This is a genomic window from Nodularia chucula CCY0103, from assembly GCF_963923915.1.
GTDB lineage: Bacteria > Cyanobacteriota > Cyanobacteriia > Cyanobacteriales > Nostocaceae > Nodularia > Nodularia chucula.
In genome coordinates, this window is sequence record NZ_CAWUOL010000051.1 from 9,891 (window position 1) to 35,689 (window position 25,799).

Annotated in this window: 8 protein-coding genes; all 8 read left to right on the forward strand. The window is 40.1% G+C overall.

The window, feature by feature from the left end; translation table 11 throughout:
* The first annotated feature begins 94 nt into the window (after window positions 1–94).
* Genes ACM0OP_RS14665 through ACM0OP_RS14700 form a run of 8 tightly spaced genes read left to right on the forward strand, consistent with a single transcriptional unit; the run spans window position 95 to window position 25,645 of the window.
* Entirely contained in the window at window positions 95–5,407 is a 5,313-nt protein-coding gene (locus tag ACM0OP_RS14665; protein ID WP_414529157.1) for an amino acid adenylation domain-containing protein, read from the forward strand.
* Window positions 5,400–10,256, forward strand: coding sequence for a type I polyketide synthase (locus ACM0OP_RS14670; protein ID WP_414529158.1), 4,857 nt, complete (start codon window positions 5,400–5,402; stop codon window positions 10,254–10,256). Before ACM0OP_RS14665 ends, ACM0OP_RS14670 begins: the two co-directional genes overlap by 8 nt.
* Entirely contained in the window at window positions 10,253–16,108 is a 5,856-nt protein-coding gene (locus tag ACM0OP_RS14675; protein ID WP_414529159.1) for a beta-ketoacyl synthase N-terminal-like domain-containing protein, read from the forward strand. The genes ACM0OP_RS14670 and ACM0OP_RS14675 overlap by 4 nt, the downstream gene beginning before the upstream one ends.
* Window positions 16,109–16,128: 20 nt before the next feature.
* Window positions 16,129–16,992, forward strand: a complete 864-nt coding sequence (locus ACM0OP_RS14680; protein WP_414529160.1) for a 3-hydroxyacyl-CoA dehydrogenase family protein — start codon at window positions 16,129–16,131, stop codon at window positions 16,990–16,992.
* 48 nt (window positions 16,993–17,040) lie between these two features.
* Entirely contained in the window at window positions 17,041–17,292 is a 252-nt protein-coding gene (locus ACM0OP_RS14685) for an acyl carrier protein (protein WP_414529161.1), read from the forward strand.
* Window positions 17,293–17,334: 42 nt separating this feature from the next.
* On the forward strand, window positions 17,335–18,516 hold the full coding sequence (locus tag ACM0OP_RS14690) for an acyl-CoA dehydrogenase family protein (protein WP_414529162.1): 1,182 nt from the start codon (window positions 17,335–17,337) through the stop codon (window positions 18,514–18,516).
* 4 nt (window positions 18,517–18,520) lie between these two features.
* Window positions 18,521–19,582: an HAD-IIIC family phosphatase gene (locus ACM0OP_RS14695; RefSeq protein ID WP_414529163.1), complete on the forward strand. Its 1,062-nt coding sequence runs from the start codon at window positions 18,521–18,523 to the stop codon at window positions 19,580–19,582.
* Window positions 19,583–19,615: 33 nt separating this feature from the next.
* Window positions 19,616–25,645, forward strand: coding sequence for an amino acid adenylation domain-containing protein (locus ACM0OP_RS14700; protein WP_414529164.1), 6,030 nt, complete (start codon window positions 19,616–19,618; stop codon window positions 25,643–25,645).
* Window positions 25,646–25,799: the final 154 nt, after the last annotated feature.

A 25,799-nucleotide genomic window follows, 5' to 3' on the forward strand; every position in this document is an offset into this window, starting at 1 on the left:
AAATCTATTTTTTTCACTTGCTCTTGATTGTTATCTTTAGGGTCAGAATTCTTACAGAGCTTATCAGGGTGGCATTTAACGTGAGAACACAAAGATGAGTAAATTTTTTCTTAACTTATTTGAAGCTTCGAGTAGTTGTTTTACATTTGTCGATGTACTGCGCTTAAGAAGCTCTATCCACCCAGATAGAGATGCTTTTACTTTCTTGTTGGATGGAGAGACAGAAAAAGTAACACTAACGTATCAAGAATTGGATAGGCGATCGCGTCGAGTAGCTGCACAATTACAAGCATTAGGTTTATCGGGAGAACGAGCGTTACTACTTTATCCAGCCGGGCTAGATTTTTTAGTGGCTTTTTTGGGTTGTTTATATGCGAAAGTTGTGGCTGTAACTGCATATCCTCCCCGAAATCAGCGCAATACGCCCAGAATAAAGGCTATTTCCACAGATGCACAAGCCGCGATCGCTCTAACGACAACAGAAATACTACCTACAGTGCAGTCTTTAATAACAGAAAAGACTGACCTGAAATCGTTGCAGTGGTTGACAACCGACAATCTTGTAGAGGGAATAGAAGATAGTTGGCAAGAACCCTCTATTGATCAAGATACCTTAGCCTTTCTACAATACACATCCGGTTCCACAGGCACACCCAAGGGTGTCATGATTAGTCATGGCAACTTACTGCACAATGCTGATACGACTTACCAATTTATGGAGCATTCCCCAGCCAGTAAGTTCGTAACGTGGCTACCGATGTACCATGACATGGGACTAATTGGAGGAATATTGCAACCTTTGTATGGGGGTTTTCCTAGCATTATTATGCCTCCGCCTTCCTTTCTTCAACGTCCTTATCGTTGGTTGCAGGCAATTTCTCAGTATAAAGGTACAACTAGTGGTGGGCCTAACTTTGCCTATGATTTATGTACTCAAAAAATTACTGCTGAACAAAAAGCAACTCTTGATTTGAGTAGTTGGAGTGTTGCATTTAACGGCGCTGAACCGATTCGACATGATACTTTAGAGCGGTTTGCAGCAGCCTTTGCAGAGTGTGGCTTCCAGAAGGAGGCGTTTTATCCTTGTTATGGAATGGCTGAAACAACTTTGATGGTTTCAGGCGTTGAGAAGGCAAAATCACCGATAATTAAAACTATCCAGAAATCTGCATTAGAATCTCATCAAGTCATTGACTCATCTGCTCAAGATGAAGATGGATACCATTTTGTCAGTTGTGGTCGCATTATACCAGAACAGAAAGTAGTCATTGCTAATCCAGAAACATTAAGTAGTTGTCAGCCTAATGAAATCGGGGAAATTTGGGTATCTGGTCCGAGTGTTGCTCAAGGTTATTGGAATCGTGAACAGGAGACAGCAGAGACATTCCAAGCTTATCTATCAGATACAGGAGAAAAACCATTCCTGCGGACGGGGGATTTGGGCTTTCTGCACAATGACGAACTTTTTATTACAGGTAGAGCTAAAGATTTAATTATTATTCGTGGTCGCAATCTTTACCCACAAGATATAGAATTAACTGCCGAGCGCAGTCATCCATCCTTGCGTTCTGGTGCTGTTGCAGCATTTACAGTAGAAATTAATAACGAAGAAAGACTTATAATTGTACAAGAATTAGAGTTTCGCGCCAAGCCAAATTTAGAAGAAGTGATTTCGGCAATTCGGCAAGGAATTACTGAGGAGTATGAAGTACAAGTTTATGCTGTTGTGTTAATTAAACCAGGTAGTATTCCCAAAACTTCCAGTGGTAAGATTCAGCGACGTGCAACTCGCGCTCAATTTCAGAATGGCGAACTGAATGTAGTTGCCAGTAACATTTTAAAAATTAGTAATATTGTCAAAGCAGAAACTCGCTTACAACGTTCGGAACTTTTGGCACTTTCCCCAAGGGAGCGTCCACCGCTTTTAGAAGCATATTTAATTGCACTTTTGGCAGAAGTACTTGGTATCACCTCAAGTGATATTAAAGTTGAAGAGCCGTTAAGCAGTCTAGGACTGGATTCTTTAAAAGTATTTGAGATAAAAAATCGGATTGAAACCGACTTAGAAGTAGAAATATCTGTAGCAGACTTCTTTGAAGGGATGAGTGTGCGATCATCTCTGGTCACAAAGATTCTCGCTCAAATTACAACAGAGGCTTTTATACCTTCAAAGATTAGCCAAGTCCAGCCAGCCGAAGTATATCCTCTATCTTTTGGCCAGCAGGGATTGTGGTTTATCCACCAGCTTCAGCCTGATACTTCTACATATAATATTCCTATAGTTATTAGCCTCAAAGGATGTGTTAATTTAGCATTTTTACAAGACAGTCTCAACGAAATTATCAGACGACACGAAGTTTTGCGGACAAGCTTTACAGTAGTTGATGGACAACCAGTCCAAGTCATTAACCAAGCTTTACCCTTAACTTTGGCAATGGAAGATTTACGGGGGCTGTCTGCAAGCGAGAATCGCACTCATGCAGCACAACGTTTGGCTAGTGAGTTAGCACAGCAACCTTTTGACTTATCTGCTCAATCGCTTTTGCGGGCTAAAGTTTTACAACTAAGTGATCAGAGTTATCATTTAATTCTCACTCTGCATCATATAATTGCAGATGGTTGGTCTATTGGAGTTTTGATTCAAGAACTAGCTGCACTATATGAAGCATTTTCTGTTGGCGAACTCTCACAACTTCCAGAGTTACCCATTCAGTATAGAGATTTTGTCACTTGGCAACGCAAATCGATTGATTCTGAACGCATTCAATCTTTACTGACTTATTGGAAACAAAAGTTGCAGAGTGAACTTCCTGTATTAAACTTACCAACAGACCGAGCGCGATCGCCAGTGCAAACCTTCCAAGGTAATCGAGCGCAATTAGTTCTTTCCCCAACTCTGACAACAGAACTGAAGAATTTGAGCCGTCAGCAGGGAGTAACTCTATTTATGACCTTGCTTACAGCTTTCAAAATCTTGCTATACCGCTACACAGGTCAGACTGATATTGTAGTTGGTTCACCCATAGCCAATCGTAATAAAGCAGAAGTTGAGTCATTAATAGGATTTTTTGTAAATGTTTTATTACTGCGTACAGATTTATCTGGCGACCTGAGTTTTCAGGAGTTGTTAGCGCGAGTGAAGTCAACAGCTTTAGAAGCTTATGTTCACCAAGAGTTACCTTTTGAGAAGTTAGTAGAAGAACTACAGCCAAACAGAGACTTGAGCTACAATCCACTTTTTCAAGTGATGTTTGTTCTGCAAAATGTTCCCAAACCCAACCTCAGTATTACGGATGTATCAATTACCTATGAAGAAGGGGAAAACGGCACATCTAAGTTTGATTTGACATTGTTTATGGATGATTCTGAGTCAGGTTTGGTTGCAACTTGTGAATATAATACGGATTTATTTAATGCAGATACTATTAACCGGATGCTAGGACATTTTCAGACTTTACTGGAAAGTATAGTTAGTGATCCTAAACAATGTATTTCACAATTGCAACTATTAACACCATCTGAAGTACAACAGTTATTAATTGAGTGGAATGATACTCAAACAGATTATCCTCAAGATAAGTGCATTCATCATTTATTTGAATCCCAAGTAGAGAAAACACCAGATGCGATCGCTCTTATTTGTGACAATCAAAAATTAACCTATCGAGAGTTGAATAATCGAGCGAATCAACTAGCTCACTACTTACAAAAACTAGGTGTGAAGCCTGAAGAAATTTTGGGTATTTGCATGAAACGTACACCAGAAATGGTGATTGCGTTGTTAGCTATCCTAAAAGCAGGTGGAGCTTACGTACCCCTAGATCCAGCTTATCCCCAGGAACGCTTGACCTTCATGCTAGAAGACAGTCAAGCAAGGGTATTGCTGACTCAAACCCATTTAGTTGAGTTATTTGATCAACCAAGTCTCCATGTTCTCTGTGTTGATCAAGATTTACAATTACTTAGCCAACAGAGTGCAGAAAATCTGTTTAGTGAAGTAAAATCCGATCACCTAGCTTATGTTATCTACACTTCCGGTTCTACTGGCGTACCAAAAGGCGTTGCCATTAAACATCAAAGTTGTGTTGCTTTATTAACATGGTCAAGAGAGGTATTTACAGTTGATGACCTGGCTGGAGTTTTAGCATCAACCTCCATTTGCTTTGATTTATCAATATTTGAAATGTTTGTTCCCCTCAGTTGGGGTGGTAGAATAATTCTCGTAGAAAATGCGTTGCATTTACCCTCATTGACTGCTGAAGTGAGTTTAGTAAATACAGTCCCCAGTATCATTAATGAATTACTGCAAATAGATGGTTTACCCCCTTCAGTCAGGACAGTTAATCTTGCTGGTGAGCCACTACAAAATCAACTTGTAAAGCAGATTTATCAAAACCATCATATTCAGAAAGTTTTGAATCTTTACGGACCTTCTGAAGATACGACTTACTCCACATTTGTTGAAATAAATAGAAATAGCAATGTAACTATTGGTCGTCCTATCGCCGATACACAAATTTACCTGCTTGATCCTAAATTACAACCTGTACCAATTGGTGTACCTGGAGAAATTTATATTGGTGGTGCTGGTTTAGCTAGAGGATATTTAAACCAACCAGAATTAACGAAGGAACGGTTTATATTTAACCCTTTTAGTAGTAAACTAAATTCAAAACTATATAAAACAGGAGATTTAGCCCGTTATCTACCAGATGGAAATTTAGAGTATTTAGGGCGAGCGGATAATCAAGTTAAGATTAGAGGCTTTAGGATTGAGCTAGGTGAGATTGAGAATGCGTTATTGAAGCATCGATCCTTGCGAGAAACTGTAGTTCTGGTACGAGAAGACAAAGCTGGTCATCAACAATTAGTGGCTTATATAGTTTCTTTGCAAAGTCAGATACCCACAGTTAATGAACTGCGAAAATATCTCAAAGAATTGTTACCTGATTACATGATACCTGGTATTTTCATCTTCCTAGACACTTTACCATTCTTGCCAAACGGCAAAGTAGACCGTCGCGCTTTACCTGTACCTGAAAATCTACGTCCAGATTTAAGAGTATCTTTTCAGCTACCTCAGTCCGAAATGGAACAGCAGATAGCAAAGCTTTGGCAAGAAGTGCTACATCTCGATCAAGTGGGGATTCATGACAACTTTTTTGATTTAGGTGGGCATTCGCTACTGATGTTGAAAGTAAATAATCAACTGTGTGCAATTTTGCAGCGAGATATATCAGTAGTGACGATGTTTCAAAATTCCACTATTTACTCATTAGCACAGTACTTAAATCAAGAGCAACAGGTTTGTTTTACAGGAACACGCGATCGCGCTCAAAAGCAAATTGAGGCTATCAATCGCCAAAAGCAATTATTGAGTAAGCAAGGTAAAAAGATTTATGGTTAGCACTACATATAATGATGACGCTCTAGAAGGCATCGCCATAGTTGGCATGGCAGGACGTTTTCCCGGTGCTAAAAATCTGGAAGAATTTTGGCAGAATTTACAAAATGGTACAGAGTCAATTTCCATCTTCACAGATGAAGAGGTGAGATCCGAGGGAATAAATTCGGATATTCTCAGCGATCGCAATTATGTAAAAGCCAGTGCCATATTAGAAGATATCGATTTATTTGACGCGGAATTTTTTAATTTTAATGCTAAAGAAGCCGAAGTTACTGACCCCCAACACCGTCTGTTCTTAGAGTGTGCGTGTGTGGCATTGGAAAATGCTGGCTATGATTCCACTAGGTATACAAGTCGGATTGGAGTATACGCTGGTGCTAGCCTCAATAACTATTATTCTGTAGATTTAAACCGCGATCGCCTGGGTTCAGCCCAATGCTATCAAACGCTAATTGGTAACGATAAAGACTTTCTGACTACCCGTGTTTCTTATAAATTAAATCTTACAGGTCCCAGCATTACAGTCCAAACAGCTTGTTCTACCTCATTAGTTGCCACCACACTTGCTTGCCAAAGTTTGTTGAATTATCAATGCGATATGGCTTTAGCTGGTGGGGTTTCTATCCACGTTCCCCAGAAATCAGGTTATCTGTACGAACAAGGGGGAACACTTTCTCCTGATGGTCGTTGTCGTGCTTTTGATGCCCAAGCCCAGGGAACAACTATTGGTAATGGTGTAGGAGTGGTCGTTCTCAAGCGATTGAGCGATGCTTTAGCAGATGGTGATTGCATTCATGCTGTAATTAAAGGTTCAGCTATCAATAACGATGGTTCCGGTAAAGTGGGCTACACAGCGCCTAGCGTTAATGGTCAAGCAGAAGTTATTGCTGAAGCAATGATGCTTGCAGGAGTTGAACCGGAGACAATCAACTATATTGAAGCTCATGGTACTGGTACAGCTTTAGGCGATCCCATTGAAATATCGGCTTTAACAAACGTTTTTCGTGAAAGTACAAATAGAAAGGGTTTTTGTGCGATCGCTTCAGTCAAGACGAATATCGGTCATTTAGATGCAGCAGCCGGGATTGCAGGACTGATTAAAACAGTTTTAGCGCTCAAACATCAGCAAATACCACCTAGTTTAAATTTTGAGCAACCCAATCCTCAGATTGATTTTGCGAACAGTCCTTTTTATGTAAATACAACCCTCAGAGAATGGAAAGCGGGAAATACGCCTCGGCGTGCTGGTGTAAGTTCGTTGGGTATTGGTGGGACTAATGCTCATGTAATTTTAGAAGAAGCACCAGTACAAGCCACAAGTCAAAAGTCAAAAGGTAAAAGTAAATATCTATTGTGTTTATCTACTAAAACTAGCTCGGCATTGGAGACAGCAACGGTAAATTTGGGCAATTATCTCAAACTGCATCCCTCTCTGGATTTAGCGGATGTTGCCTATACATTGCAAGTCGGGCGGGCTGAATTTAATCATCGTCGCGTCCTGGTGTGCCAAGATATTGAGGATGCAACTAGTGCTTTGCAAGATCCGCAAAGAGTTTTGACTCGTTTAGTTGAAAATAGCGATGATAGCTCCATCGTCTTCATGTTCCCTGGACAAGGCGCTCAGTATGTAGATATGGGTAAAGAACTTTACCAGACTGAGCCAATTTTTCAACAACAAGTCGATTTGTGCTGTCAATTACTGCAACCGCATCTTGGGTGTGATTTACGTTCACTGATTTATCCCACCGAGTCCGAGTCAAAATCCGCAGCCGAAAAACTCCAACAAACTGCCATCACCCAGCCTGCGTTGTTTGTAGTTGAATATGCTTTAGCTCAGTTGTGGATATTTTGGGGTATTTCTCCCAGTGCCATGATTGGTCATAGCATCGGGGAATATGTTGCAGCTTGTCTTGCTGGTATGATGACACTTGAGGATGCTTTAGCTCTGGTTGCTATTCGTGGGCGATTGATGCAACAACTTCCAGCAGGTGCTATGCTCTCGGTTTCACAATCAGCAGCAGAGATTAAAACTTTACTCAATGAAAACTTATCTTTAGCCGCCAGCAATGCTCCTTCCTTGTGCGTTGTTTCCGGAACCCATGAAGCTGTAGACACAATTAATCAACAACTCACAGCATTAGGTGTAGAGTGTCGCCGTCTGCATACATCCCATGCTTTTCATTCGGCGATGATGGAACCTATCATTGAGCCATTCATCAAAGAAGTTAAAAAAGTCAAACTAAATCCTCCTCAGATTCCCTTTATATCGAACGTCACAGGAACCTGGATTACAGCAGAACAAGCCACAGATCCCCATTACTGGGCAACACATTTACGGCAAACAGTGCAGTTTACAGCAGGCATTTCTGCATTGCTGCAAGAGCCAAATCGTATATTACTAGAAGTTGGGCCAGGACGCAGTTTGTGTACTTTTGCTCAAAAGCATGCAGATGTCGTAGGACTGTTTTCATTGCGGCATCCCAAGGAAAAACAGTCAGATGTAGCATTTTTACTGAACACACTAGGCAAACTCTGGTTGTACGGAGCACAGGTCGATTGGTCGGGATTTTATACCAACGAGCGTCGTTATCGTCTTCCCTTGCCCACTTATCCCTTTGAGCGCCAGCGTTACTGGATTCATAGCCAAAAACCAAGCGTAACCTTCAATACAAGTGTAGAACCATCCACTTCTCTACCTGCTAAAAAGCCAGATATTGCCAACTGGTTCTACGTTCCATCATGGAAACGCTCTCCACTACCCGAAAAGCACAAGAGTAAAAAATCGGCTTTGTCTTGTACCCTTGTATTTACCGATAAGTGCGGCTTGGGTGAAGAATTAGTCAAACAACTGGCACTTAAAGGTCAGGATGCGATCGCTGTGAGCGTAGGATCAAAGTTGCAGAAACTAAGCGATCGCCACTATACAATAAATCCTCAACAACAAAATGACTATGATGCTTTGCTTAATCAACTTCTAGCACAAAATAATTTCCCAAACCAAATTGTGCATTTATGGAATGTCACGCCTGTTGATCATGGAGAATTAAACCCAGCAGCAGTAGATAAAGCAAAAGATTTGGGATTCTATAGCTTACTATTTCTCGCTCAGGCACTTGGAAAACACCACCTTACCGAACAACTGCACATATCTGTCATCTCCAACAATATGCAAGAAGTGACAGGTGAAGAAGTGCTGTGTCCAGAAAAATCCACCATTATTGGGCCTGTTAAAGTTATTCCCCAAGAATACCCCGACATCAGTTGTCAAACCATTGATGTTGTTATTCCCTCGTCAGCAGAAAGTTGGAAAAATGAGAAACTGATAGAGCAGCTTTTGAACGAGTTAGAAACGAAATCCTCAGACTCAGTGATCACCTATCGGGGAAAACATCGCTGGGTACAACACTTTGAACCTATCTGTTTGCATCAAGATACTGCGAAAACACACAGATTAAAAGAAAAAGGAGTCTATTTAATTACAGGTGGACTGGGAGGAATTGGACTCAAACTAGCAGAACATTTAGCCAAGACAGTACAAGCAAAACTTGTGCTTGTAGGACGTTCCGAATTTCCAGAACCGGACAAGTGGAGTGAGTGGCTAACTGATCACGATGAGCAAGACAACACCAGCCGCAAAATTCTTCAAGTGCAGGAACTCGAAAAGCTGGGTGCAGAAGTTTTGGTAGTGAGTGCTGATGTTGCCAATCATGAACAAATGCTTTGGGCGATTCAAAAGGCGCAGAAAAAATTTGGCAATTTCAACGGTGTGATCCATGCGGCTGGAGTTCCCGCCGGTGGAGTGATTCAGCGAAAAACACTAGAAATGACCGCCAGTATCCTAGCACCTAAAGTCAAAGGAACACTAGTTATCAATAGTATTCTTCAAGATACTCAACTAGACTTTTTTGTACTTTGTTCTTCTATGACTGCTATTCAAGCAGAATTTGGACAGGTAGATTACGCCAGTGCCAATGCTTTTCTTGATGCTTTTGCTCAGTATAAGACGAATCGAGATGGTGTATTCACCGTATCTATCAACTGGACTGCTTGGCAAGAAGTGGGTATGGCTGCATATGCAGTGAAGCAATTCACCCCACCCCTGAATATTTCTAAACCTCAACTTCCAGTAGTGAACAATCCTTTATTGGACGAATCTCAAGATTCGGTGAGTACACAGGTAGTTGCACAGGGCGAACTCAGTGAACAACAAGCACAGACTTCAGTTTTGTCTGACTCATGGGGTTTTGCTGACAATGAAGTCAATCAACAACTTACTAGCTCTGTCAATGAATATCAAAGACAGTTAGTTCAAGCAGGATTATTACCAACAGAGGGAGTAGAAGCATTTAGTCGTATTCTTGGAAGTCGATTTTCCCAGGTTCTAGTATCGACTCAGAATTTGATTTCCATAAAAATGAATGGGACTGATAATTCACAAAATTTTTCAGAATTTATAGATCAAGAAAACGTTTCTAAACCAAAGCATCCCAGACCACAACTGAGTAATCCCTATATTGTCCCTAGAAATGAAATTGAGCAAAAGATTGCTGTTATTTGGCAAGAACTAATTGGGACAGAACAAGTAGGGATTTACGATAACTTCTTCGAGTTGGGGGGTGATTCACTCCTGATGGTGCAACTGCGGAGTAGGCTGCAAGCAGCTTTAAACTGTAATGTTTCCACGGCTGAATTATTTGAATATCCCACCATTAGCACCTTATCAGAATATTTCAGCCGACAAAATAATGCACAACCAACTTTTGAACTAGCCCAGAAACGTGCCAAGAAGCAAGAAGCGGCCACTGCCGCAGAAATACAGATGATCAAGCAAAGAAGGAGAGTAAGATGAATAGTTCGTTAAAAGGCATAGCTATAGTTGGCATGGCAGGTCGGTTTCCTGGAGCCAAAAGCGTAACTCAGTTTTGGCAAAACTTGTGTGACGGTGTAGAGTCTATTTCATATTTCAGTGATCAAGAGTTGTTAGCTTCAGGTGTAGACCCTGCTTATCTGCGCGATCGCAATTATGTGAAAGCTGGGTTTGTGCTAGAAGATATCGAGATGTTTGACGCTTCATTTTTTGGCTTTTCTCCTAGAGAAGCTGAAATTCTTGATCCTCAGCAGCGAATTTTTTTGGAGTGTGCTTGGGAAGCATTGGAAAATGCTGGTTATAACCCAAAAGCAGACAACAACTTAACTGGTTTATATGCTGGGGGAAACTTAAGTACTTACTTGTTCTATAATCTGGCTTCACACCCTGAACTCTTGAAGTCGCTAAATCTGCAAATTACTCTTGGCAATGATAAAGACTTTATACCTACACGAGTTTCTTACAAATTAAATCTGAAGGGACCAAGTGTGAATGTTGGTACAGCTTGTTCTACTTCTTTAGTAGCTGTTCATCTTGCTTGTCGAGGATTACTCAGCTATCAGTGTGATATGGCGCTGGCTGGAGGCATTGCAATCCAGGTTCCGCAAGTAGAAGGTTACTTTTATGAAGCAGGCGGCATCGCTTCTGCTGATGCTCATACTCGTGCCTTTGATGCTAAAGCTACTGGTGGACCTTTTGGTAGAGGGGTAGGCATTGTTGTTCTCAAGAGATTAGAGGATGCCGTAACGGATGGCGATTATATTTATGGAGTGATTAAAGGTTCAGCTATTAATAACGATGGTGCAGTGAAAGTCAGTTATACAGCACCAAGTGTCACAGGACAAGCAGAAGTTATTGCCGAAGCTCAAGCGATCGCCTCCTTTGAACCTGATACAATCACCTACATTGAGACTCATGGCACAGGTACAGCCCTTGGCGATCCCATTGAAATTAGGGCATTAGAAAAAGTTTTTGGTACTGACACCACTCAGAAGGGTTATTGTGCAATCGGTTCAGTTAAAACCAATATCAGCCATTTGAATACAGCGGCTGGAGTAACGAGCTTAATTAAAACTGCTTTGGCTTTAAAACATCAACAAATACCCCCTAGCTTGTACTTTGAAGAGCCAAATCCTGAAATAGACTTTACCAACTCCCCTTTTTACGTCAATACCCAACTGTCTGCATGGCCAACAAACGGAACACCCCGCCGCGCTGGAGTCAGTTCTTTTGGTCTTGGGGGGACTAATGCTCACGTTGTCTTAGAAGAAGCTCCGCTAGTTGAATCTTCTGGCAAATCTCGTCCTTGGCAGTTACTAATGTTATCTGCCAAAACGAATTCAGCATTAGAGACAACAACTAAAAATTTGCTCAATCACCTCCAGCAGCACCCAGAACTGAACCTTGCTGACGTGGCTTATACATTGCAAGTCGGTCGTTACCCATTCACTCATCGGCGCACGGTTGTTTGCGAAAATATTCAAGATGCCATCATTGCCCTCCAAAACCCCAAACGTGTTTTGACTAGCACAGAGGAGACGAATGAGCGTCCGGTAGCCTTCATGTTTACTGGTTTAGGAACTCAGTACATCGATATGGCTGAGGAACTTTATCAGGTAGAGCCAATTTTTCAAGCACAGATTGATTTGTGTTGTTCTCTATTCCAACCTTTGTTGGGAGTTGATCTCAAAGAAGTCATTTATCCTACTTCTCAATCAACAAAGCAAGGAGCAACAAAAGAAAAAACAGGTCTCAATTTACGCCAGATGCTTGGACGTGATACCCAACCAGCAGACCCTGCTACACAAAAACTGAATCAAACCTATCTGACTCAACCAGCACTGTTTACCATTGAGTATGCTTTAGCTCAATTATGGATGTCCTGGGGTATTCGTCCAGTAGCGATGATTGGCTATAGCATTGGGGAATATGTGGCAGCAACATTGGCAGGGGTATTATCCCTAGAAGATGCGATTCTTTTAGTTGCCAAAAGAGCGCAAATGATTCAAGAGTTGCCAGGGGGAGCAATGCTAGCAGTTCCCTTGACAGAAGAACAAGTGCAACCTTTCTTGAGCGAAAACCTTTCGTTATCAGCAATTAACGGGTCATCCCAATGCGTTCTGGCTGGAACAATGGAGGCGGTAGCAGAATTAGAACAACAGCTTATTGCCAAGGGGTTAGCCTGTCGGCGATTGCAAACTTCCCATGCTTTCCATTCTTTCATGATGGAGGCGATCGCAGACTCTTTGACTGCACTCGTGCAAACTATCAGTCTCAAACCACCACAAATTCCTTATCTATCCAATGTTACCGGAACTTGGATTACACCAGAGCAAGCCACAAATCCCAGCTACTGGACACAGCATATGTGCCAACCTGTGCGCTTTGCACGGGGAGTAAATCAGTTGTGGACACAACATAGTCCCATTTTGTTGGAGATAGGGCCGGGACAGGCATTAAGCAGCTTGACGATGCAATGTTTATATCATATTTCTAGTGATGGCTTAGTAGTATTATCTTCGTTGCGTTATGCCTATGAGCGACAATCTGATGTGGCTTTTATATTGAACACATTAGGGCAGCTATGGCTTGCAGGAGTCAAGATAGATTGGTCTAAATTTCATGCCCATGAGCGCCGATATCGCCTTCCCTTGCCAACATATCCCTTTGAGCGACAAAGATATTGGATTGAACCGCAAACATTATCTTCAGCACAAAGAAATTTCCAGCCCAAGTTAACAACATCGGAACTTTGGCAATCTCTGATCACAGCAGCTCAACTTCAAGCTAGTGCAGGAGCCTTGGAATTTGACAAGCAAATTTATCAAGAGAAAAGACAGTGGTTGGATCGTTTATGCACTGCTTATATTAAGCTAGCACTAACACATTTAGGAGCTTTTAGCAATTCCCACCAAAAATATTCTTTGCCAGAATTGTTTGAGCAATGTGAGATTATTCCTCGCTATCAAGAATTGTTAGGTCGATGGTTGGAAATATTGGTAGAGCAAGGTCAGTTAGATCAAGAACAAGGGCTGTTTACTAACTTGCGGCTACTTTCATCAGATGCTGTCAATGATCTATTAGTAGAAGTCAGAGCAAGATGGAAAGATGCACCACAGGAAATCGATTTGGTGCATCTTTATGGCGAAAATATAGTAGCCATTTTAACTGGTAAAAAAGAACCTTTGGAATTGAATCTTGCTATCTTCTTACAAGAAAAAGAATTTTCCATTCAAGTCTCACCTAAACATAATTACTACAACTCCATCATGCAGACCTGCATGAAACAGGTAGTCAAATTGTTATCATCAGAAGTTAATCTGAGGCTTCTAGAAATTGGTGCTGGTAGTGGTACTGCTACATCGGAATTATTACCTTTATTACCGACAAAACAAACCAATTACACGTTTACTGACGTGGGCGGTTTCTTCCTAAATGCAGCTCAGAAAAAATTTAGCGATTACCAGTTTATCAAATATCAGCTTTTGGATATTGAGCAATCTCCAATTGAACAAGGATACGAGAAGCATAGCTTTGATGTAGTAGTAGCTTACAATGTTATACACATAGCTCAAAATATCGGAGAAACTCTTGATCGTGTTCGCTCTTTATTGGCTCCTGGAGGTTTACTCCTGCTCTGGGAAATAACTCAAGCTAGATTGGAAGCTGACTTAATAGATGGTTTGCTGATGAATCCAATCAAGGATGAAAACGGCAGCCGAAACATGGGTAATCCCTTTCTATCCAAAAATCAGTGGCAGGAACAACTCAAATCTCATGGTTTTGTTGAAGTGGCTGCTTTCTCTGAATTTGAAGCTTTTAGAGAACACGTGATTGTCGCTCAGGCTTCTGCGTCAGCAACACAGGAAGCACCCGCAGCATTTACAGCTTTGCTTCATCAACAAGATACAGACAATACACATAAAGTGTCATTAGGCAAAAAGCCCAACATTGCTGACTGGTTCTACATCCCTTCATGGAAACGTTCACTACCACCACAATCAAACGCTCAAATCAAACAAGCAGAATCCTGGTTGGTATTTGTCGATGAGTATGGATTAGGCAATCAAATTGTCAATCGGCTCGAACTTGAAGGTCATCATGTGATTGCTGTCAGAATTGGAGAGCAATTTAGCAGTATCAGTGCATCTTCAAAAGAGCAACTTGGTAAGGGTATATATACAATAGACCCTCAACAACAGGATGATTACAACACCCTGCTTCAAGAACTTCGCGCCCAAGACTTCATCCCAAATAGAATTATTCATCTGTGGAGTGTCACACAGTCAGAACCTGTAGACTGGAACATAACCCAAGAACAAGGATTCCACAGTTTGCTATTTTTGGCACAGGCGCTGGGAAAACAGAAATTTACCGATAACTTACAGCTTGCAGTCATCTCCAATAATATGCAAGCAGTGACTGGAGTAGAAAATCTCTGTCCAGAAAAAGCGACTGTACTTGGACTTGTGAAAGTCATCCCACAAGAATATTCAAATATTAAATGTCGCAGCATTGATATTACTATTCCTTCACCAGGAAATTGGCAAGAAGAGAAATTTGTCAATCAACTGCTGACGGAACTCAAAGCCAATTCCTTTGACTCAGTGATTGCTTACCGTGGTTTGGAACGTTGGATACAAACCTTTGAGTCTGTCCAATTAGAAGGCAACATCACCGAGACACCCAAATTAAAAGAAAAAGGAGTTTACTTAATTACTGGTGGACTTGAAGACATAGGACTTGTAATCGCCGAACATCTAGCAAAGACAGTACAAGCAAAACTGCTGATTTTAGAAGCCGAAGATTTTCCTAACTGTCAGGAGTGGGAACAGTGGCTAACAACTCACGACGAACAAGATCACATCAGCCTCAAGATTCATAAAGCGCAGGAATTAGAAAACCTGGGCGCAAAAGTCTTAATTAAAAGCGTTGATGTGGTAAATTTAGCACAAATGCAAAGTACCATTTTTGAAACCCAAGAACAGTTGGGTCAACTCAACGGGGTATTCCACACAGATCAGAGGCCTGTAGACAAGTTATTCACTCCTATTGTAGAGATAGATCCAACGGAGTACGAACAGCAATTTAAACAAACAAGACAAGGACTCTTAGTATTAGAAGAGATTTTACAGTCCCAAAAACTGGACTTTTGTCTATTGATGTCTTCATTAACTTCTGTTTTAGGAGGATTAGGTTCTGCTAGCTACTCAGCAACAAGTCTTTTTCTGGACACTTTTGCTTACGAGCATAATCGGAATAATCCTGTTCCTTGGATGAGCATTAACTGGGATGCATGGCAATTGGAAACAGATAACCAACAAATATTTACTAGTACAACTTTTGTAGAATTCGCCATCCAACCCCAAGAAGGTCTCAATGTCCTTGAACGTATTCTTTGGTGGAGTCAATATCATCAAATAGTTGTTTCAACTGGAAATTTACAATCTAGGATTGACCAATGGATTAAGCTAGAATCTTTACAAGAGAAAAATACTGACCAAAAATTAAATTTATCTTCTTCCCACTCAAGGCCAAATTTAAAGAATGCTTATGTTCCTCCTAGTAACGATGTAGAGCGCAAGCTGGCTGATATTTTTCAAGAATTACTAGGTATTGAGCCAATCGGTATTTATGACAGCTTTTTTGCATTAGGTGGCGACTCTCTCACTGGAACTGTGCTTATTTCCCAGATTCGTAAAAATTTCCAGATAGAACTACCAGTTCGTTCGCTCTTTGAAGCACCCACTATAGCTGAATTAGGCTTGGTGATTGAGGAAATTCTCATAGGAGAAATAGAACAATTATCTTCTGATATGCAATTGTCAAATTAGACCCGTTCAAGATATAAATCATGAAAATTAAAGTTGTCGGTGTAGTTGGAGCAGGTGTGATGGGAATTGGTTTAGCCCAAAACCTCGCACAAACTGGTCATCAAGTTATTCTAGTAGATGTTTCTGAAGAAATTTTGGAACGTGCCAACGCACAAATCAAAAAAAACATTCGTTTCCAAGGGTTTTTTAATAAAAATGAAAAAATAGAAAATCTAGAAGAAATTCTGCATTGCATTAAATTTTCTACTAACTATAAGTTTTTTGAAGATGCAGAATTTGTGATTGAAAATGCCACAGAAAAGTGGAATATTAAAAAGGGGATATACGCACAGCTTGATGCAATTTGTCCCGACCATACTGTATTTGCCGCGAATACATCCGCTATTCCTATTACTCGCATTGCTTCTGTCACTAAACGTGCTGACAGAGTTGTGGGAATGCACTTTATGAACCCAGTACCAATGAAAGCAATGGTGGAAATGATTCGCGGGTATCACACATCTGACCAAACCATCTCGACAGCAAAAGAATTGTTGTCACAGATGGGTAAAGAAAGCATCCTCGTCAATGATTCGCCTGGTTTTGTTTCCAATCGAGTTCTCATGTTGACGATCAATGAAGCCATTTTCTTACTACAAGACCAAGTTGCTTCGGCGGAAGACGTGGATAGAATTTTCAAAACTTGTTTCGGTCACAAGATGGGACCCTTGGAAACTGCTGACTTAATTGGATTGGATACGATTCTTTTCTCCATTGAAGTTTTGTATGAAAGTTTCAATGATAGCAAATACAGACCTTGTTCGTTACTGAAAAAAATGGTAGATGCAGGATTGCATGGACGCAAGAGTGGACAAGGTTTTTATAGTTATAACGGAGCAATTTAAAAACAAAAATTGAGCCGCAATTGTTATTAGCATCAGAGAAATAAAAAAATGAAAGACATCTCAGCCAAAATCAAAGAATTTCTGTCACGATTTTTTCGTAATCATGACTTGCAGCTAGATGAAGACATCTTTGCTCTTGGTTTTGTAAATTCCATGTTTGCCATGCAACTGGTCTTATTTATTGAACAAGAATTTCAAATTACTATTGAAAATGAAGATTTAGATTTTGCGAACTTTAGAACGATAAATGCTATGACTCATTTGATAGAAATGAAAACAAATTTAGTTTCGCAAACGTAAGTTGTTGACATTTGTGAATCTTTTTATATGGAATTCAAAAAAATGAAAATCGAGTTGACTGCTCAACAAAAAAATGCCCAAACTGAATTTAGAGCTTTCGTTAACGAAGAGATTGTTCCTCAAGCGAATCACTACGATCAAAAAGAGTATACTCCTCACAAACTCATTGAAAAACTCGCTAATCAAGGATATTTGGGTGCTATCTTACCCCAAGAATTTGGGGGCAAAAGTATAGACATCATTACCTATGGTCTTCTGAATGAAGAAATTGGGCGGGGATGTTCTTCGCTCAGAAGTTTGCTCACCGTTCATAACATGGTTGCTTATGCTTTGTGTAAATGGGGCAACAAGTCTCAAAAAGAGTATTGGCTTCCTAAGTTAGCATCAGGAGAGGTAATAGCTGCTTTTGCGTTAAGTGAACCTCATGTCGGCAGCGATGCCAAAAGTATAGAAACCACGGCAACACTTTCGGACAACTCTTACATCTTAAATGGACAGAAAAAGTGGATTACCTATGGACAAATTGCAGATGTCTTTTTAGTATTTGCCCAATGTGCGGGTAAACCCTCTGCTTTTTTAGTGGAAAAAAACAGCCCTGGACTTTTAATAAAACCCATTTCCGGGATGTTAGGTGTGAGAGCTTCCATGTTAGCAGAGCTACATTTTCAGGACTGTATTATTCCCCAAGAAAATTTAGTGGGCAAGTTAGGTTTTGGTTTCTCTTATGTCGCTTCTTCTGCACTAGATTATGGAAGATACAGTGTAGCATGGGGTTCTGTGGGTATTGCTCAAGCTTGTCTAGAAGCTTGTCTTCAATACACAAGTCAACGAAAACAGTTTGGTGTTGCCCTCAAAGAACACCAATTGATCCGACAAATGATCACTGAAATGATAGCTAATCTGAAAGCAGCAAGGTTATTGTGTTATCAAGCTGGTTATCTTAAACAAATTGGCGATCCCACTTCCATAATAGAGACTTCAATTGCTAAATATTTTGCGTCTACAACCGCCACCAAAATTGCCAATGATGCTGTACAAATCCACGGTGCCAATGGTTGCACAAGTGAATATTCTGTGGCTAGATATTTGCGAGATGCCAAAATTATGGAAATTATTGAAGGAAGCACGCAAATACAACAGATAACCATTGCTGATTACGGTTATCAGGAGTATATGTCACAACCTACTTCTAATGTGCCTCAAAAATTATTGGCAAGGATGTAAAAATATGATTAGTCCAAAAGCTGAAATTTTAAATAATAAACAAGCCGATAAAAAAGCTGTTAAATGTGTAGTTTGGGATTTAGATAATACACTTTGGGATGGTGTGTTGCTGGAAGATGACCGCATTTTTCTGCGAAATGAAGTGGTCGAGATTATTAAAAAATTAGATAGTCGTGGCATTTTACAATCTATTGCTAGTAAAAATGATGCTGCCAGAGCAATGGCACAACTCGAAGAGTTTAAATTGCATGAATATTTTTTGTACCCCCAAATCAATTGGAATTCTAAATCTAGTTCTATTCAAGAAATTGCTCATTCTCTGAATTTAGGTATTGATACATTTGCCTTTATAGATGACCAACTATTTGAATTAGAAGAAGTTAACTTTTCACTGCCTGAAGTCCTTTGTATTAATGCGGCTGATCTAGGACATTTGCTAGATATGCCAGAAATGAATCCTCGTTTTATTACGGAAGATTCAAAACTGAGACGATTAATGTATATTAGTGATATAGTTAGAAATAATTCTGAGAGAAAATTTGTTGGCACTCAAGAAGAATTTTTAGCTACACTCAATATGACTTTTACTATCTCTTCTGCACAGGAAGAAGATTTGCAAAGAGCCGAAGAATTAACGCTCAGAACCAACCAATTGAATACAACTGGCTATACATACTCCTATGATGAATTAAATCATTTTCGACAATCAAATCAGCATAAATTGTTAATTGCCACTTTAGATGATAAGTACGGTAGTTACGGCAAAATAGGGTTAGTTCTTGTGGAATGCCAAGAGCTTGTGTGGACTATAAAACTCTTGCTGATGTCTTGTCGTGTGATGTCCAGAGGTGTTGGCACAATTATGTTGAATTATATTATGACATTGGCTAAAAATAACAATGTTCGTTTGCGTTCCGAGTTTATTGCCAATGATCGCAACAGAATGATGTATGTGTCTTACAAGTTTGCAGGTTTCAAGGAAATTGAGAACACAATTTTTTTAGAAACTAATTTGATGAGCATTCAACCTGTACCTTCATATATGAAATTTCAAACAAGAATTTAAATAATTAAGGATCGTAAAAATTAAAGGTAAATTATGAATAATAAGAAAAATGAAATTTCCACAAGACGCTCTCAGCTATCACCATCTCAGAAAGCAATTTTAGAAAAGCGACTACGGGGTGAATCTACGCTCAAGACTCAAAAAATAGTTATTCCTCGCCGTTCTCATCAGAATCCTGTTCCTCTATCATTTGCCCAACAACGGTTATGGTTTCTCGCCCAGTTAGAGTCAGACAGCTCATTTTATAACTTGCCTGCTCTAGTTCGTTTGCAAGGGCAATTAAATGTTAAGGCACTACAACAAAGTTTTGACGAAGTTCTTCGTCGCCACGAGGTTCTGCGATATAAATTCCAGAGCATGGAAAGCAAACCTATGGCGTTCATTTCACCAGCAACATCATTGCAATTGTTGGTAGTTGATCTGAGTGAGTTACCTATTCATAAACAAGAGGCTCAAGTAAGACAACTAGCGGAAAAAGAAGCCCAGCAGTCGTTCGACCTTAGCAATGATATTCTTCTACGAGTGAAGCTACTACGGTTAAGCGAACAAGAGCATATGCTATTGTTTACAATGCACCACATTATTTCTGATGGTTGGTCAATTGGTGTATTGGTGCATGAGTTAGCAACGCTATATCGGGCTTTTTGTGATCAGCAACCCTCGCCATTACCGGAACTGCCGATTCAGTATGCAGACTTTGCCATTTGGCAGCAACAGTATCTACAAGGAGAGGTTTTTAGTGTACAACAGGCTTACTGGAAGCAAAATTTAAGGGAACCTCTAACCGTATTGCAGCTTTCAACTGACTATCCCCGACCTGCTGTCCAACGTTACAAAGGCAGAAAACATTACTTTACCGTTTCTAATTCTCTAACAACTGCACTTAAGTCACTAAGCCAGCAAGCAGAAGCTACTTTGTTTATGACTTTGCTTGCCGCCTTCAAAACCCTCATTTACCGTTATACTGAAGAGAATGACATAATTATTGGTACTGCGATCGCCAATCGAAATTTTTCTGAGATCGAAAAGTTAATTGGTTATTTTGTCAATACCTTAGTGCTACGAACTGATGTGAGCGGTAATCCTAGTTTCCTCGATTTACTGGGAAGAGTCCGGAAAGTATCCTTAGATGCTTATAGTCACCAGGACTTTCCCTTTGACAAGTTAGTTGAGGAAATTCAACCAGAACGTAACCTCAGTTATAACCCAATTTTTCAAGTATGGTTTGCCTTCAACAATAGTCCAATGCCTCCCCTAGAGATAGGAGAACTAACTATGAGCATATCAGAGTTAGACAGCGAGACGGCTCAGTTTGACTTAAGCCTTGATATGGTAGAACAGCAAGAAGAACTGGTCGGGACATTAGAATACAACAGTGATTTATTTGATGCAAACACCATTAATCGGATGGCAGAGCATTTTAAAACTCTGCTAGCTGGAATTGTTGCATCTCCTGAGAAATGCCTGTCAGATTTACCAATTTTGACTGAGGTGCAAAAACATCAATTACAGACAGAGTTTTGTCAAAACCAATCTCCAATTAATAACTTCTCATGCATTCATCAGCTATTTGAAGAACAGGTAAAACAAGTCCCTCATGCTGTGGCTGTGGTCAGTGAACAAGGAAAATTAACCTACCAAGAGTTAAATCATCGAGCAAATCAACTAGCTCATTTCCTCAAAATGCAGGGCTTACAATCAGAGGGAGTGGTTGGTTTATGTATAGATAAATCGCTGGCTGCGATCGTTGGGATACTGGGAATTCTAAAAGCGGGTGGAGCTTATTTACCGCTAGACTCAACTTATCCAAATGAACGACTAGTTTCGATGTTAGAAGAAGCTAAGGTCTGTTTACTTCTAACAGAAGAACAACTATTAACAAAACTATCAAAGTATCCTGGTAAGGTAGTTTGCTTAGACACTGACTGGCAAGAAATAGCCCACGCACCCATAGAGAATCCAATATGTCAAGTCAACGCTCAAAACCTTGCTTATGTAATCTACACCTCTGGTTCCACAGGTAAGCCCAAAGGAGTTTGCTGTTCCCATCACAGTGTGACAAATTTATTGGCGGATATTGAAAGTCGGCAACCATTAGCAGCTGGCACACATTGTAGTTTGTGGACAAATTTAGCTTTTGATGTTTCAGTGTATGAAATTTTTTCAGCCCTCTTCTGTGGAGGGACACTGCATATTGTTCCCGACGATATCCGAGCAGATGCGATTGCTTTAATCCAATGGTTAAGTGACAACAAAATTCAGAGTGCTTATCTCCCGCCATTTTTTCTCAATACTCTGTACAATTGGTTAAGTCAAAAACAACACAATCTATGTTTGCAGAGATTACTTGTCGGCGTTGAACCGATTTTAGAGCAATTATTGATATCAATTAGTCAAAGTATACCAGGATTACAAATTATTAATGGCTATGGACCTACAGAAGCTACAATATGTGCGACTTTATATAATGTAAAACCACAGTCTGCTTATGAAAGAAATACCCCCATTGGTCGTGCCGTACAAAACACTGAAATTTATATATTAGATAGCCACTTACAACTTGTTCCTATTGGTGTTCCTGGAGAAATTTATATTGGCGGAGCAGGATTAGCACGAGGTTATCTCAATGAACCCGACTTAACAAGAGAAAAATTTATCCTGTGGAATGGGGAAAAACGATTATATAAGACTGGCGACAAAGCTAAATATTTAGCAGATGGTAATATTGAATTCCTGGGAAGACTAGATTATCAAGTTAAGCTCAGGGGATTTCGCATTGAACTAGGAGAAATTGAGGCAGTTCTGAAGCAATATCCATATGTGGATGAGGCTGTAGTCATTGTTAGAGAAGATGTTCCTGGAACTCGACATCTGGTTGCATATTGTGTAGAGAACTTTCAAAAGCAAACAAATCAACGACAGCTATCCGAAGAGTCACAAATAAATTTGGCTGATTCGGAAGTTCAACATCTGTCTCAATTAGAAGATATTTATAACCAGTTCTACAGTTGGGAATTTTCTCCAATAGATCCTTCAATTAATCTCAGAGTATGGATGAGCCGTTATACAAATCAGCCATTGCCAGAAGTAGAGATCCTGGAAGCTGTCAAAAATACTGTTGAGCGAGTTCTGGAACTGAAACCTCATAAAATTTTAGAAATTGGTTGTGGTACTGGTTTACTGCTGACAAGAATTTCTCCTCACTGTCAACATTACTGTGGCATGGATATTTCTAACGCAGCATTGGATTATCTTCAGCAACAAATCAGTTCAAAACCGGAAATTGTGGAAAAAGTCACCTTGATACAGGGTATGGCTCACAAATTATCGGAAATAGAACCACAAAATTTTGACACGGTTGTTCTCAACGAGATTATTCAAAATTTTCCTAGCATTAATTATTTGGTACAGGTACTGACTAATCTTGTTGATGTGGTTAAACCTGGAGGACACATTTTTGTGGGAGGTGTTCGCAGTTTGCCACTAATAGAGACATTTCATACTTGGGTACAACTGCATCAAGCATCTGGTGAAATCAGCAAAACAGAACTTCAGCAGCGTATACAAAAGAATCTAATAGCAGACAATGAGTTAGTTATTGATCCTGAATTTTTTACAGCTTTGCAGCAGTTTTTACCAAACATCAGCCATGTACAAATTCAATTAAAAGGAGGTTCTCATCATAACGAATTAACAAAATTTAAATACGATGTAATCATTGGTGTGAAATCGGATGTTAATCAGCCCACTAATGTTGTATGGATGGACTGGCGAAAAGAGGGATTAAGTATCAATAAAATACATAACTTATTACTCGAAAAAAATCCCGAAGTCTTAGGAATTACTCATATCCCAAATTCTCGATTGGGAGCAGAAGCTAAACTCCTAGAGCTAATCAATACAGATGAGCAATACCACACAGTTAGTACTTTACAGAAAGCTATGTATTTAGGTCTAACTGATGGTGTAGATCCAGAAGATGTGTGGGCTTTAAGTCATACATTACCTTATTCTGTCAATATTAGCTGGTCTGGTTCTGGTGTTGATGGTGATTATGATGCCGTGTTTGTGCGGCAAAATCCAGATGGACAAACACCGAATGTAAATATTCCTTGTTTTAAGAGTGAAACTGTTAGCATTCAACCTTGGCGCAATTACGCCAATACTCCTCTGCAAAAAAATCAAGAGCGTAAATTAACGCTAGAATTACGTGAATTTCTAGAGTCAAAGCTTCCTGATTACATGATACCTATTGCTTTTGTGACGCTAGAGGCACTGCCAGTAACCCCTAACGGTAAATTAGATCGTCGGGCATTGCCAGCACCTGAACAGATACGTTCGGAGCTAGAAAAAACTTATGTTGCACCTCAGACAGCTTTTGAAAAGCAGTTGGCAGATATCTGGGCAGAAGTAATTGGATTAGAAAAAATAGGTATAAACGACAATTTTTTTGAATTAGGTGGGGATTCTATCCTCAGTCTTCAAGTTATATTTAAAGCTAACCAAGCAGGACTGAATCTCACATCCAAACAATTGTTCCAACACCAAACAATCGCCCAACTAGCAAGGGTAGCTAGTAATAAAGGTTCTATTTCATCTGAACAGGGTTTGGTGACTGGGGCATTTTCCTTAACACCCATTCAGCGCTGGTTCTTTGAGGAAGAGGAAAATTTTGTCAACTACCATCATTACAATCAGGCTCTGTTATTAGGGGTGCGGCAAATACTGAATCCGGTGCTTGTGGAACAAGTATTACAGTATTTGCAACAGCATCATGATGTTCTGCGATCGCGATTTACAAAAACAGAATCTGGCTTTGAGGCAGTGATAGTCACTCCGGATGAGCGAGTGCCATTCGCCTATATAGACTTATCTACATTCCCCCAAGAGAAACAAGTAGCCCAGATGTCAGCAACAGCAGTTGATCTACAAGCCAGCCTAAACTCGACACAAGGGCCATTATACCGAGTTGTTTATTTTGATCTGGGTGCAAATCAACCAAGTCGTTTACTGTGGATTATTCATCACTTAGTAGTTGATGGAGTTTCTTGGCGAATTTTAATTGAAGATTTTCAGACAGCTTACCAACAAAGTTGTCAAAACCAAGCTTTACAGTTGCCAGCGAAAACAACTTCTTTCCCACAGTGGTCTAGTTATCTACAAGAACATGCACAAGCACCTGCTTTGCGTTCAGAGCTAGAATACTGGTTGAAAATCGAACAACACTCTGTTCAGCCTCTACCGCTAGATTTTAGCTATGAAAACAATGTAAAAGCAAATTTAGAAGCATCAGCTTGTAATGTGACTGTATCGTTAACTGAACAAGAAACCCAAGTTTTATTACAACAGCTGCCAGCAGTTTATCACACACAAATTAATGATGTGTTGTTAACTGCACTGGTGCAAACATTTCACCAATGGACTGGAGAAACTTCATTACTAATTGATTTAAAAGGGCATGGTCGAGAAGAGTTGTTTGAAAATGTAGATTTATCCAGGACTGTGGGCTGGTTTACAACTATGTTTCCGGTACACCTGAGTTTGGAAAACACTTGCGATTCGCCCGGAACAGCCCTTAAATCCATTAAAGAACAACTTAGAGCAATTCCCAATCGAGGTATTGGTTATGGAGTGTTGCGATATCTCAGTGATGATGTGGAAATTAACGAACGATTCAGTCGTTTGCCAAAAGCTGAAGTAGTGTTTAATTATTTAGGTCAGTTTGACCAAGTTTTTCCATCATCGTCTTTATTTGCCTTTACTACCGAACCAAGTGGTTCCAGTTGTAGTTTGCAAAGTCAAAGAACTCATTTGCTGGAAGTTAACAGCAGTATTTCTCAGGAAAGTCTGCAAATTAACTGGACTTATAGCAGTGAGTTATACCGACAAACCACGGTTGAAACTTTGGCTCAAATATTTATCGAAGCATTGAGATCGCTGATTACTCATTGCCAATCTTCTGATGCAGGAGGTTTTACCCCCTCCGATTTTTCCGAATTTAACCAAAGCCAATGGGATCAAACCGATCTCGATGCCATTACAGCAGCTATAGGAGATATTTGAAATGGGCGTAAAAAACAAAAACATTGAAGATTTTTATCCCCTCTCGCCGATGCAGCAGGGCATTCTCTACCATAGTCTTGCAGCCCCCAAATCTCGCCTTTACTTTGAACAATTTAGTTGGAATCTCCACGGATCTCTCAACATTAGAGCATTC

Bases quoted from the DNA above. Each gene is read 5' to 3' on its own strand.
- ACM0OP_RS14700 (WP_414529164.1), top strand. From the start codon at position 19,616: ATGAATAATAAGAAAAATGAAATTTCCACAAGACGCTCTCAGCTATCA.
- ACM0OP_RS14670 (WP_414529158.1), top strand. From the start codon at position 5,400: ATGGTTAGCACTACATATAATGATGACGCTCTAGAAGGCATCGCCATA.
- ACM0OP_RS14695 (WP_414529163.1), top strand. From the start codon at position 18,521: ATGATTAGTCCAAAAGCTGAAATTTTAAATAATAAACAAGCCGATAAA.
- ACM0OP_RS14685 (WP_414529161.1), top strand. From the start codon at position 17,041: ATGAAAGACATCTCAGCCAAAATCAAAGAATTTCTGTCACGATTTTTT.
- ACM0OP_RS14665 (WP_414529157.1), top strand. From the start codon at position 95: ATGAGTAAATTTTTTCTTAACTTATTTGAAGCTTCGAGTAGTTGTTTT.
- ACM0OP_RS14675 (WP_414529159.1), top strand. From the start codon at position 10,253: ATGAATAGTTCGTTAAAAGGCATAGCTATAGTTGGCATGGCAGGTCGG.
- ACM0OP_RS14690 (WP_414529162.1), top strand. From the start codon at position 17,335: ATGAAAATCGAGTTGACTGCTCAACAAAAAAATGCCCAAACTGAATTT.
- ACM0OP_RS14680 (WP_414529160.1), top strand. From the start codon at position 16,129: ATGAAAATTAAAGTTGTCGGTGTAGTTGGAGCAGGTGTGATGGGAATT.